The organism is Streptomyces sp. CC224B, assembly GCF_030010595.1.
Taxonomy (GTDB): Bacteria; Actinomycetota; Actinomycetes; order Streptomycetales; family Streptomycetaceae; genus Streptomyces; species Streptomyces longispororuber.
In genome coordinates this window covers 124301-137380 of sequence record NZ_JASCXL010000001.1, presented here as the reverse complement: position 1 = coordinate 137380, position 13080 = coordinate 124301, and the positions used below count along the sequence as shown (strand labels likewise).

The 13080-nt window shown below is 69.5% G+C and carries 9 protein-coding genes; all 9 read right to left on the bottom strand.

Annotated elements, in window-relative coordinates; translation table 11 throughout:
• Positions 1 to 2: 2 nt before the first annotated feature.
• The 9 genes from QK440_RS00815 to QK440_RS00775 all read right to left on the bottom strand — a co-directional run bounded on the left by QK440_RS00815 (position 3) and on the right by QK440_RS00775 (position 13041).
• Entirely contained in the window at positions 3 to 362 is a 360-nt protein-coding gene (locus QK440_RS00815) for a hypothetical protein (RefSeq protein WP_282790945.1), read from the bottom strand.
• Positions 359 to 769 carry a hypothetical protein gene (locus QK440_RS00810; protein ID WP_282790944.1) on the bottom strand — a complete coding sequence of 137 codons (411 nt, stop codon included), beginning with the start codon at positions 767 to 769 and terminating at the stop codon, positions 359 to 361. The genes QK440_RS00815 and QK440_RS00810 overlap by 4 nt, the downstream gene beginning before the upstream one ends.
• A gap of 29 nt (positions 770 to 798) precedes the next feature.
• Positions 799 to 1143 carry a hypothetical protein gene (locus QK440_RS00805; RefSeq protein WP_282790943.1) on the bottom strand — a complete coding sequence of 115 codons (345 nt, stop codon included), beginning with the start codon at positions 1141 to 1143 and terminating at the stop codon, positions 799 to 801.
• Between the two features lie 17 nt (positions 1144 to 1160).
• Positions 1161 to 2108, bottom strand: a complete 948-nt coding sequence (locus tag QK440_RS00800) for a hypothetical protein (protein WP_282790942.1) — start codon at positions 2106 to 2108, stop codon at positions 1161 to 1163.
• Positions 2109 to 2173: 65 nt separating this feature from the next.
• Positions 2174 to 2794, bottom strand: a complete 621-nt coding sequence (locus QK440_RS00795) for a hypothetical protein (RefSeq protein WP_282790941.1) — start codon at positions 2792 to 2794, stop codon at positions 2174 to 2176.
• A gap of 8 nt (positions 2795 to 2802) precedes the next feature.
• Positions 2803 to 3462: a hypothetical protein gene (locus tag QK440_RS00790; RefSeq protein WP_282790940.1), complete on the bottom strand. Its 660-nt coding sequence runs from the start codon at positions 3460 to 3462 to the stop codon at positions 2803 to 2805.
• Positions 3459 to 4550 (bottom strand): DUF5047 domain-containing protein, encoded by a 1092-nt coding sequence (locus QK440_RS00785; protein ID WP_282790939.1) that lies wholly within the window; start codon positions 4548 to 4550, stop codon positions 3459 to 3461. The genes QK440_RS00790 and QK440_RS00785 overlap by 4 nt, the downstream gene beginning before the upstream one ends.
• A 4-nt stretch (positions 4551 to 4554) precedes the next feature.
• Positions 4555 to 6786, bottom strand: coding sequence for a hypothetical protein (locus tag QK440_RS00780; RefSeq protein WP_282790938.1), 2232 nt, complete (start codon positions 6784 to 6786; stop codon positions 4555 to 4557).
• 3 nt (positions 6787 to 6789) lie between these two features.
• Positions 6790 to 13041 (bottom strand): peptidoglycan DD-metalloendopeptidase family protein, encoded by a 6252-nt coding sequence (locus QK440_RS00775; RefSeq protein ID WP_282790937.1) that lies wholly within the window; start codon positions 13039 to 13041, stop codon positions 6790 to 6792.
• Between the last annotated feature and the right edge of the window lie 39 nt (positions 13042 to 13080).

The window sequence follows — 13080 nt, the reverse complement described above, 5'->3', positions numbered from 1 at the left end:
GGTCAGACCCCCGTCCGGTTGTACTCGTCGACGCGGGCGGGGGGTGGCGGAGGTTCGATGCGGTGGTCGCGCATCTGCTGGGTGAGCTGTGCCACGTACCAGGAGAAGGCCCGCACCAGGGACCGCAGGGAGCGCACTTCTTCTCGTGTCGAGGTCAGCTCGGCGCGCAGCTCCGTCTTGATCGCCTCGAATGCCTGCCGGTCCTCGGCGCGCTGGTTCGGCTCCGCCTGTGCCTGGGCTGCTGCTCGGGTGGCTTCTGCTGTCGCGGACGCGGCTGCCCGCGTGGCCCGTGCGGCGAAGAGGCCCGCGAGGACCATGCCGAGGGTGCCGCAGACCGCGACAACGCCTGCCCACAGTGTCATTCGACGCCCTTTCTGAGGCGTCTCGGCGCGTGGGGGACCGAATGCTCGGGCACCGTGGCCGCCCACATTATGACCCCGACGTGCGAGGTGAGGTACCAGACGGCGACCCAGGCGCCGCGGGAGTAGTCGCCGCTGATGACGGCGACGGTGTAGGCGATGGCCCACACGGTGGGGGGAATGAGGGCTGCCACGTATCCGGCCCAGTCGCGTCCGACGCGCAGGAACGCTGAGCTCAGGGTGATCAACCCCGCAATGATCCACAGCCAGGCCCAGTGCCGGATGTCGCACATCGACGTCAGCAGCCGTAGGCTTTGCGTGGGCGGCGGGTCGAAGAGGAAGCTGAGACCCCAGCACGTTTTCCCGACGCCGAGGATGAGGAGGAAGGTGCCGCGGCGGCCGAGGCGCACGGCGGCACCGTGGGCCGCGCGGCAGCGCATCACACTCCCCGGACGGGGCGGTTGGTCGGTGCGACCTGGCCGCGGGTGAGCAGGCCGAGGACAGCGAGGATGAGGGCGTTGACGGCGCCGACGGTCTCCTGGGAGACGTCGAGGCCGTAGGCAGCGAGCAGCGCGAAGCCCGCGGCGGCGAGCCCGGTGAACGCCGACGGCGCGACAGGCCGGGTGACGGCGGCGGTGACTGCGGCGAAGACGGCGCTGATGACGGCTACGATCGCGGCGGCCTGCTCGGCGGACAGGCCGTCGAAGCCGAAGCTCACCAACAGCGACAAGCCTGCCGACACGGTGGCGATGACGAGAGCAGGCTCTCTACCGAAGATCCTCATCTTGGTTCTCACTTCTGTCAGGCGTCAGGGACGTCGAGGCGGACCTCGATGGATTCGATGGCTGCGCGGAGTTCCGCGACGATCGCCGCGGGGTCGAGGTCTCCGAGGCCTGCTGCGAGCTGGGCCACGGTGTCGACAAGCTTGTTGTTCGCCGTGGTGAGGGCGTCGAGCTTCTTGTCGAGGCTACGGATCCGCTTGCCTTGGTCGACGAGGAGGCTGGCGGCGGTCCAGTAGTCGTTGCCGGGTGACCAGTCGGCGGGTACGGCGATGACGTTGTCGGTGTTGAAGACGGTGTTGACGTCGGCTTTGGTGAGGGGCACGTCGTCCTCCTTGGGCGGTGTGGTGCCGCCCTTGGCGGCGTTGAGGATGGCGGCCATGGGGAAGTCGCCGGGGTCGCCGTGGTCGTTTTCGGGGACGTGCTGGTGGCCGCAGTGCCCCTTGAAGTTGAGCCAGCGGCTGTGGCTCATGCGCACCGAGCTGTTGCCGTAGCTGGACGGGTAGGCCTTGAACGTGAGTCCGCTGGAGAGCGGGACACCGTGCTTGTCGTGGGCCCAGCGGGCGAACGCGCCGAGGTCGCGGATGGCCCAGTCCGGCAGTTCCGGGATGTACAGGTGCGGGTAGCCGGCGCGAACCCACTTGGCGTGGGTGGCCGGGTCGCAGGTGCCGACGATCTCGACCTGGCAGGCGTTCAGGGTGTTCGTCTCGACTCCCCCGCTGCGGTTCATGAGGGCGCGGGAGGAGACGTCGAAGTCGAAGTGCTGGTACCAGACCAGGCGCTTCGCCTGGAAGTCGGGCTTGGCGGTGAAGTTGGGTGCCGAGGCGCCGCCTCCGTAGGAGGGGAGGCTCGTGCCTTCGGTGGAGTGCCAGACGATGACGTTGACTTCCATCGCCGAGCCCGGGTAGCGGCTGCCGTACCAGTACGAGGTGGAGGCGCCCGGGTAACGCTGTGGACCGCTCTTGGCCATGCGGGCCCCCTGTTCTGGGCATAGAAAAAGCCCCAGTTCAGGGGCGTGTCGGGAGTGTGAGTTGGTTAGAGGCTGACGATGGTGCCGTTGAAGCCGACCCACGGCGGTTTCACGCTGCTGCTGAAGCCGAAAACTTCGAGGATCCCGTCGGTACGCACGTCGAGCTTGAGGGCGATGCGGCTCGAGGAGATGTCCGAGCAGGGGATCAGCACGGTACGCAGCGTCGACGGCCGCACGGCGGACGGCAGGGCGGTCGAGTTGATGACGTAGGAGACCGGCGGAGAGGAAGAGTAGGAGTTGCGCTCTACGGCGCCGCGGAACTGCAGCGACTCCTCCCCGGAGATGTTCAGCAACCTGTACTGCAGGGTGCCGTTTGAGTTGCCGTTCTGCGACCAGCCGCTGGCGAGGGAGATCGTTTTCCAGGTGGAGGCGCCGGTGGCCACGGCTACCCAGGTCGATCCGTCATAGTGATCCAAACGGTTGACGTCCCGCAGGTGCGTGAGCATGCCCTCCACCGGGGCCGCAGCCCCCACGAGGGTGGCCGCGCGCGCGGAGGCGGAGGCGAAGCTGAGGACGCTGCGCCGGGCCAGAGCGTTGGCGATGTCGCGGGCGAGTTTCCCGGCGTCCGGCTGGTCGGTGAGGGCGGCGATCTGGATGCCCTGCCCGTAGTCGTCCGTGATCGGCACAGGGCCTCCTAGCTGAGGGGGTAGCGGATTCCCTTAAGGGAGAACCAATTCGTCTCGACGTCGCCTGCGGTCGCGGAGACCAGGGAGACGGTGCCGTCCGAGTCGAAATCGATCTTCAGACTGTGGACGACGGAGTTGGAGTTCGCGACGCCCGTGATGCTGGTTGCGTTCCTGGCGATGACCATGGATGCCCGTGCCGTCGGCCGGTACTGGCTGGCCAGGGCGGAGGCGAGGATGTTCGCGGTCTGGGCGCCGTTCGATCGGTTGGCGCCGCCGTCCCACTCCATCCACCAGGTCCCCAGCCTCGGCACTCTCCGGTAGCGGATCGGTCCGTTGTTGTTGCCGCTGGAGCTGGTGTTGCCCTGGGTGTAGCCGGTGCCTAGCGTCGGGGTCACCCAGCCCACGGCCGTCCCGTCCGAGGTCCGTCCGACCGCGAGCCAGTTCCCCGAAGAAGACTGCGTGATGACGGCCAGGTCCCCAACTACGGGGAGGGCGTAGGTTTCGAGGCAGCGGCAGACGATGCCCTCGGCGGTCACCGTGCCCGCGCCGACCGCGGTCACCGTGGCAGTCCGCCAGTCCGCGCCGCGCACCGCCGGCGTAGTCTCCCCGACCCTGCGCGCGGAGTGCACGACGGCGTCAGCGAGCCGCCGCACGGAGGAGTGCGTCATTCGTCCTCCTTCGCCGAGATCGTGGCGATGGGGAAGTCGCCGCCGGTGTCGAGCGGAACGGTGAAGGACTGCACCTGGTGCAACTCCCGGCTGCCGTCGGGGTGGATGACACGGATGATGTCGCCCGGCTCGAGCGCGGGGTTCGGCAGGCTGCTGAAGTCGCCACTGGCGTTCGGTGCTTTGGCGGCGGCAAGCTTGAGGTTCGCGGCCTGCGCGCACGCGTTGACCGTGGTCAGCGTCGACGAGCTGTAGAACAGAGGGCGGCGCCCGTAGGGGCCGCCCCAGTACGTCGGCGACGTCGGGTCGTCATCCGTCGCCAGGTAGGAGACGGGCGGAAGGTTTTCCTCCGTGTTTTCTCCGCGCGCCAGGACACCGTTGTTGACGTTGTCGCTGGTCATGGCGCGGCTGCCGGACACGTACACGCCGCCCTCCCCCGCCGCGACCTCCCACACCGCGGGGGTCGTCGTCAGATCCGGCAGCGTGGAGACGACGAAGACGCCGTCGGCGTTGGCGTAGCACTCGGCGCCAGCCGCGGCGGCGATCTCCTGGACGCCAGCCCATGGGTCGGCTTCGACGTCGAAGGTGCGGGCGCCGATCGGGGCGTCCGCAACGGTGCTGATGACGTCAGCGGCGGGGAGGCTGCGCTGGATCAGCGCGGTGATCGCGCCGACGACGGTGCCGGTGGCCTTGTACGGCTCGGTGAACTTGTCGTCGGCCACGCAGGCCGACAGGTCTTTGCCGTGGAGAGTGACGGGACCTTCGGCGACATCGCCTTCGACGCTGTCGAGCCGGAAGACGCCGAGCGGCACGAACTCCTGCGAGCCGTCGCCGTAGTCGACGCCACGGGCGATCCGCAGCCTCGACCCGTACACGGCAAGCTGGTCGGTCGGGGTGCGAGGGATGAGGGAGACGTCCGCGGTGGTGACCGTGCACGTGCGGCGGATCGCCTGCCCGCGGTCCACCGGCACGGAGCCGCCGGTGTGCCCCAGATCGAGAACGCTGCCGTCGGTGTGGAACAACTGGACGCGGGTGACGGGCGTGTGGGATTCGGCGAGACGCGGCAGGAACTGGTCCGAGACGGGATACAACAGATCACCCCGTTCTGCGGTCGAGGAGTACGTCCTCCCAGGTGGCGTAGGTGTCGAGGACGTCCTGCCACGTGTTGAACTCGGCGAGGACGTCTTGCCAGGTGCGGCCTGCGCTGGTGCCGACGCCGGTGGTGACGGGCATGTCCGTCTCGGTCAGCGGCAGCGTCCAGGCCCGCCAGGGGTCCATGGCAGTGCCGCCGGTGCGGGCCTCGGTGGCCTGGGCGACGGTGACGTACATGTCGGCGACGCCCATGCCGGGTGCGGCCTGCCACAGCAGCGTGGAGCCGGAGTCGAGGATCCAGTGCAAGGCCGCGCGCTCGTCGTCGGTCCGCGTCCACACGGTGAGATCGCCCTCGAGGCCGCCGCGCGTGGCGGAGAGGGTGACGGCGTTGCGGCGCCCTTTGACCCGGTAGGTGGTTTGTTCGATGGGCCGCTGCCAGTCCGGCGCCTTCGTCACCATGACCTTGCAGTTCCGCTGCGGGTTGCCGGGGTCCTTCAGCCAGGCCTCATTGCGGTCCCCGGCCGGGATGGTGACGGTGTCGGAGCTACGGGTGGACGGGCTGGTCGAGCCGGGCTCATACAGCTCGATCCGGTACGACACCGGGACGCCGAGCGGCGCCTCATAGTCCTCGATCACCATCAGGTCGGAAGCGATCAGCGTGCGGTCGAGGAGCCCGTCCTGGCCACGCACCAGGGTGCGGGACCCGTCGGAGGCCACCCGGTAGACGGTGATGTCGTAGTCGAGGGGCAGTTCCCGCAGCGTCAGCGTGATGCTGGCCGTCGACTCGACGACCTCCACCGCGGTCAGCGGCAGCGCTTCCCACAGCGCCACCATGTCCACGTACATGCCGCTGCTGGCGGACGACGCGGTGACGGTCACCTCGATCGCGGCCTGCGTCGCCGTCGCGGGCACCGGCGCGTCGGTCGCCATCGCCCACCACGAGATGGACGGCAGGTTGTAGCTGGTGCCGCCGGTCGTGCCCAAGTCGGTGCCGCCGGTGTCGTACCAGCGGACCTTGACGTTGACGGTGCTCCACGATCCCGCCGACCGGCTGGCGATGACCTGCGCCCGGTAGCTGGTGCCCGCCGGCGCCGGGAACCGCCCGGAGCGGATCACGCTCGTCGCGGCTGTCGACGAGGTGATCGCCAGCGAGTAGGCGCCGTCCCAGGCTGCGGCAGCCCACGGCGTGGAGCGGGCGATCGCCGCCACGCCGGAGACGGCCGCCCATCCGGCGACGCCCTGCTCGAAGGATCCGTCCGCGTAGGGCACGACCGTCCCGGCCTGCAGCTTGGGGGCGACGGTGACGACTGCGCCCTCCAGCCGCAGCACCTGTCCGGCCGCCGCACCGGTAATTCCGGCTGCGATGGAGCAGGTGGCGGCGTTGGCGGGGGCGATGCCGGAGGCGCGCTGCCGGTACCAGCCCTGCCCCGGCGACGGCTGCACCAGGGAGGAGCGGGCGGCGCTGATCTGGTTGCCGTTGGCGTCGTAATAGCGCAGCTCAACCCACGCATCGGCTGCCAGGGTCGGGGGGTTGAGGTAGACGTAGGCCCGGTAGTCGGTGCCGGGCGTGACCACCGGGCGGTCCGTCGCCACCGCCTGCGCGTTACCGGCCCCAGTGGCGGTGATCGCGAGGACGTGGCCGCCCACCAGGTAGTTGTCGACGGCCCAAAGGACCGGCGGTACCTGGCGGCCGACGGTCGCGTTGACCTCCGGCGTCCACCCCGAGGCGTCCACCTCGCTGCTCTCGGTGTTGAAGCCGAACAGGTTGCCCTGGGTGCGGATGGGCAGGCCGAGGTAGACGTTCTCCCAGAAATGGGAAGAGTTCGATGCGGTCTCCGTGGACGACAGCAGCACCTGCGCCTTCGTCGCACCGGCCGGTGCGGCCCCGGCCACGCCGACGCGATGCCAGCCCGACGACGCCGACAGCGTGGTCAGCGACCAGGTGATGGAGATCTGGGCGCCCGCCGCGTTGAGCCAGCGGATCCCGATGCGCTCGGGCACGACGCCCGCGGCATCCGAGAACGTCTGGTACACGGTCCCAGCGACAACCGGGTAGGAGGAGACGGTGCGGGCCTGCATCTCCCCCGCCGCCACCGACCGCACCGACAGGCAGCCGTCACCGATGCGCCCGTTGATGCCCTTGCTGATGGTGCAGTTCAGCTTGGGTGTCCAACCGCTGGTATTCGGGTCGATCTCCGACGTGGTGGTGCTGAGGAGGTTGCCGGGGATGGGCATCGCTCACCCCCTCCCGCCACGCAGCATCGTCACAAGCTCGCCGTTCGATCGGTGCACCTCGGCGCGCGCGATATCCGTGATCTCCCGGTCGCCGACGTACACCGACACGTGCAGGTCACCCAGGTCGGACCCGCTGGCCGCGCGGGTCAGGATGTTCCACTGAGAACCCGTAAGCACCGCCTCCGGCCGCCCCGTGCCGTTGTAGGCCAGGTTGAGGCCGGGCTGGAGCATGCCGCCCTGGTCGTACCAGTGCGGGCTGCGGGCCAGCCACTTCGCGTAGGCACGGGCCGGGCTGCCGTAGTCCGGGCGGCCCTTGATGTAGCCGAGCCCCCAGCGGATCTGCGTCGCCGCATTGGTCCGCCAGTCAGCGCCTGCCGACCGCATCTTCGTCGCCGGAAGCGCCTGCGGGATGCCGTATGCGCCGGAGCTCGGGTTCCGCGCGTTCCAGCGCCAGCCCGACTCGCCGTGCCAGAGCTTCTTGAGCGGCCCGAACTGCTCCGGACCCCAGCCGTAACGCCCGAGGATCGCCTTGGCGTACCGCTGTGCGGCGCCGACCGCGGTCGCCTTGAAGCCCTTGCCGCCGCCGGTGAGGAACGGCATCGGGTCGACGGACCTGCCGTTGACGCGGGCTTCGAGGTGCAGGTGCGGACCTGTGACGTTGCCGGTCCGGCCCACACGCCCGATCTGGGTGCCCGCCGCGACGCCGCGGCCTTGCCGCATGAGGATCGCTGACAGGTGGGCGTACAGGCTCTGCAGCCCACTCCCGTGATTGATCACGATGTGCTTGCCGTAAGGGCCACCGTCCGCGGTCTTGGCGATGGTGCCGTCGGCGACTGCCTTGACGGCGGTGCCGATGGCGGCAGGGAAGTCCAGGCCGGTGTGGCGGCCGGAAGCCCACATGCTGCCGCGGGCCCCGAAACGCGTGCCGAAACGGGCGTCGACGGGCTTGAGCCAGGCGCCGCCGAGTGCCCCGTCGGCGCCGCCGCCGAGCATGCTGTTCACCGCGTCGACGAGCTTGGTCTTGAGCTTGCCGAACCACTGGCCCGGCACGCGGCGGATGGCCTTGGCCCACAGGCCCGGACCGCTGAGCTTTTCCGCAACCCGGTCCTTGATCGGCCTGACGAGTTTGTCCCACACCTTGGACGGGTTCGTCATCAGGTCCCAGCCGGTCTTCGCCCAGCCGGCTACCTTGCCGAAGGCACCCTTGGTCCAGTCCCAGGCGCCACCAAGGATTCCACCGTCGGCCATCAGCTTCGTGCCCGCGGCCTCCCACAGCGAACGGGCCCTGCCCCGGTACTTCGGGTCCGTAGGGATGACGTACTCGGGGTACGAGTTGTGAACCAGGATCCCCCCGGCCACGAACTCGTGATCTCTGTCAACCGTCAGGTCGAAGGTGTCCGTGCGCTCCGCAGGTGTGACCGCAGCCACCCGCATGGCGCACAGGCCCCCGTCGGTTAGGACCCAGACCCAGTCTCCTGGGATGAGATCGCGCGCTTCGCGCCAGCACGCTTCTGGCGCTGATATTCTCGGCCCTTCGCCTTCTCCCGCTCGTGGAACTCCGGGTTGTTCGCCCGCTTCTGGCGCATCCACTCGCGGCCAGCGTCCTTCTTGCACTGACGGCACGCCCGAATGCCGCGCGGACTCGTGTACACGTTCTCCTGCGTCCACGGGTGTCCGCGCTTGCAGAAGTGCTTCCGGTACTCCGCGGCGGCGTCCAGCTCCTCGATCAATGCCAGCAGTTCCTGCGCCTTCGCTGTGCGGCGTGCCCCCAGCCAGGGCAGGAAGGCGATTATCAGCCGCTTGACACTCTTCCGCTCGGACACGTCCACGCCGTACATCGGCTTCCGGCCAGGCCCGCGAGCCGTGGGTCCCCAGACTCGACTTGAGTCCACGATGCGCTGATACCGCTCCACCGTGTCGCGATCCGTCATGCTCAAATGCATCGACGGAACCCGTGTGTCGTAGGGCGTCCTGGTGATCAGGAAGCAGCCCTCCCCCTCGAACAGCCCTGCGGCCCAGGCAATCTCCGCTTCTGTCGCCACTCTTGCTCCCTCGCGCCGTCCAGACCAGGTGATCAGGTGTACACACCACCCCATCGCCGCTGGCGGTCACGAGCCGCAAAACCTCGGCGTCCGGCCGGGTGAGGCCAGACCATTTTACCAACCGATATCCGTAACGGGTGAGAACTTGTTCACCGGCTTGAATGTCCTCGATCGGCCGTGGGCCAGCCGCTGTCTGGATCTCCGTCCCATGCGCGATGCACCTGTTGCCCTCGCCGACGATCGCCGTCGGCCGGTTGGTGACCATGGGCCGTGCCGGGTCGAAGCCGTTACCGACCGTGCCGCCTGCCGCCAGTAGCTTCGGCGCCTTGGGCAGCTCATCCAGGCTGACAATCTTCGCGACTGCGTTCCAGACGGGCCGGATCCCCTTGCCGTAGACCCATTCGATCACGAAGTTCACGGGGCCCTTGGTGATGGACTTGAGCTTGCCCCAGGCTGACCCGATCCACTTCTTCGCCCGTTCGAAGGCCTGAGCGACGAGCCGGACACCTTCTTTGATCTTGTCGAAGGCAGGCTTCAGCCCCTTGTTCCACAGCCACGATGCCCGCCCAGCGATGTGCCCGAAGACAGGCCGGATGGTCTTCTCGTACAGAGACCTCGCGGCGCCGCCGATCCCACGGAAAGCCGGGGCGAGCACTTCCCGCCACAGCCACTTCCCGACTCGCGCCACGACCCGGAACGCCTCGGCGATGCGGTCAGCGACCGGCTTGATCACCGCCCGGTGCAGCGCGCCAGCCGCCGCACCGATGTCCTGGAAAGTGGGCCGCAGAATGGTCTCGTACAGCCACTTGCCGACGCGTGCCACGAAGCGGAACGCCGCGGCGATACCGGCCCCAACAGGCTCGATGACGTTGCGCCACAGCGAATCGGCGGCGCTCCCGATACCTCTGAAAGCCGGGGCCAGGACTCGCTCGTACAGCCACTTCCCCGTGGCGGCGATACCACGGAAGGCCAGGAGCAGCGGGGCGACCAGCACGACGGCGATGAGTGCGACCAGGATGCGCGCGGCCAGCACGATGCCGTCGAAAGCGGGCTTGATGGCGTTGTGCCACAGCCACGACGCCCACCGGCCTACGGTGCGCAAAGCGCCCACGATCGCGTCGAAGGTCGGCTTGAGGATGTTTGTCCATGCCCACAGCGCGGCAGCCTGGATGCCCCGCCATGCAGCCTGGACTGCCTCACGAAACCAGCCGAAATGCTTGTACGCATAGACGACGGCCGCAACGAGCGCTACGACCGCGATCACGATTAGCGTCAGCGGGTGAGCCGCCATCACCAGCCTCAGAGCGATCAGCGACAGGGTCCACAGGCGCGTGCCGATGTACAGCAGGTACAGGCCCTGGATCAGCCACGGCAGAGTCTCCGCAACGGAGGCGAGGCCGCGGGCCAGCGCACCGAGCACCTGAAGGATCGGCCCCGACAGCGGCTCCAGAGCGCGGGCAACCTGGTAGAACGCCGAGCTGATGTCGCCGATGGTGCGGGCGACGAGCGGCCCGTTCTCCGCGGCATACGCCAGGAACCGCTCGAATGCCGGAGAGCCCTTCAGCCCGGTGCCCCAGCTCGCGAAGCGGGCGGTGACGGCCTGCATCCGCGTGGAGATCGAGTCCATGTGAGGCAGGAAGGCCTGGACAACGCCCGCCATCCCCTTGAAAACGTTGCCGAAGGCCACACCGAGTCCAATGATCGCGGGCCGGACGGCACCCGAAAGATCAGCTTTGAACCCCTTCCACCACGGTTTGTTGAAGCCACGGGATGCCCGGTCCTGCAGTTCACCGATCGCACCGGCGGCAGCCCGTGCGAACGGGCTCAGACCCGGCAGGGCGTTCTTCAACCCCACCAGCGCACGCGTGAAAATTGGCATCACGGCAGGCTGGAGCGACTCCGACCACTTGGTGAACGCCGAACGCAGCTCGGTGAACGCGTCGAACGTGTCACGCGCCGACGGACTCAGCTTCGACAGCTCGTCCTGGTACTTGGCCTGCGCGACGGCAGCCTGATCCATCCCCCCGGCCGCCTGCTGCGACGCCGAGGCAACCTGACGCTGAGCCGAAGCGATCGACTCCGCCGCCGTGGTGTGCGTGTGTGCCAGCGACTCCTGCGCGCGCCCAACCGACCGAGCCCCGTCCTCCTGAACCCGCCGCGCATCCCGCTGCGCCTCAACGACCTTGGCTTGTGCGGCGGCGATCGCATCTGCGCTGTCCTTCTGCACACGCGCGGCGCTGCGCTGCGAATCCGCCACCCGCTCCTGCGCAGACGCGATCTCAAGCGCGTTCTCGTGCTGCTGACGCGCCGCCGCCTGCTGCGCTTTGGCCAGGTCGGCGGTCTGCTCACGAACCTGCCGCTGCGCCTGGGCCAACCGGTCCTGCGCGCTCTTGACCCGGTCCGAGCCGTCCACGCCAGCCTTGTCGGCCTTCTTCTTCTCGTCGGCGATGCGCTTCGTGGCGAGCTGCTGCTCCCGCAGCCGCTGGACGGCCTGGTCGTAGGCGAGCTGCGCTTGAGCCTGCTGCAGCGCCGACGCCTTCGACCCGGCTGCGCGCACCGCGCGCAGCCGCTGCTCGGCCTCCTGCACGCCAAGGACCGCGTCCCGCTGCGACAACTGCGCGCTGGCCAGGTGGTTGCCGAGATCCTCTAGCTCCATCGACGCTTCACGGCGTGCCTGCGTCAGGTCCTGCTGGGCCTGACGGGCCGTGCGCTGGGCGTCCGCGAGGGACTGCTCGGCCGCCACGACGCGCTCGTTCGCGGCCTGCTGCCGGTCCGCAGCCTGCTGGACCGCGTTCGCCAGGGACTGCTTGGCGTCCTTGACCTGCTGTGCCGCACCCCTCTGCCGCTCTGCCGCCTGCTGCACCGCGGCGGCGACATCCTGCTCCGCCTGGCGGATCTGCTGGGCGGCGTTGCGGGTCGCCTCGGCTGCCGACCTCTTGGCGTCGGCGACGGCCTGCTCGGCCTGCTGGATCTGCCGCGCGGCATTTCTGTGCGCGGCTGCCAGAGCCTGCTGGGCGCCCGCAAGCTGCGAGGCACGCGCAGCGCTCTGCGCCGCTGCCTGCCCGCCCTTGATCTGCGCGGTCGTCGCCGCGTCCTGCGCCGCCTTCTGGGCCTGTGCCGCCCGGGCGATCCCCATGAACGCCGGGATCGCCACGGCTCCCAGTGCACCCACGCCGGCCGCGGCAGCAACACCGGCGGACGCGATCGCGCCCATCCCCGCCGCGAGCACGGGAATCGCCGGGATGGCTGCTACGGACCCGAGCGCCACCGTGAGCTGGAAGATCGCCGACATGGCGCCCGACGTGTCGACGCGGATCCGCACGTCGTCGGAGTCCAGCCGGTTGACCATCGCCTGGACGGCGGCGAGCTGGGCTGCGGCAGCCGCCGCGTCCACGCGCACTGCCACATCCGCGTCCTGGGCAGCCAGAGCCTGCAGGCGCGCCTCGATCGCGGAGATCTCGGCCTGTGCGGTGGCGGCGTCCATGTCGACGCCGATCCGCACATCGCGCAGCGCCGTCAGCCGGGCCCGCAGCCGGGCCAGCTCCACCTCGGCGGGACTCGTGTCCGCACCGATGTTGATGTTGGGGAGGCTCGCCTCCGCGGCCTGCACCTGGGCGCGCAGCCGCTGACCGAAGGTGCCGTCGGTCTCGACCCGGATGCGGGCCGGGTCGGCGGACAGCTCGTCCATCTGCTCGCGCAGCAGCCGGAGCTGGGCGATCGCCGCCGCCGTGTCCGCGCGGACGGCGACGTTGGGGTGGGCGGCGCCGATGCGGCGCAGCCGCTCCTCGATGTCCGCGGCCTCCGCGCGGGCGGCCTGCGCGTCGATGTCGACACCGATCGTCTTGCCGGACAGCGCCTCCAGGCGGGCCCGCAGCCGCGCCAGGTCCGCGTCCACACCCGTGTCGGACAGGCGAACGTCGAGCCTGGGCATGCTGCGGAACGCCGCCTCCAGGCGCGCCCGCAGCGACCGCGCGAACGCACCGCCCGTGTCCGAGCCTTGCCGGGTGGCGGCCGGGCGGGCTGCGCGCGCGCCGTTCTGGATGCCGTCCCGTACCGCAGGGGTGATGTGGGTGGCGATCTGGCGGCCGATGATCCGGCCGACCTCGTCGCCGATCTGCGACGCCGGAGGCACCAGCGCCGCCCGCAGACGGCCGTGGACGCCGCGCGCGTTCGGAATGACATCGATCTCGACGGAGCCGACACTGATCGCCACGAGAGGTCCCCCTCTCGCGTGCTAGGGCCTGTCTCTTTG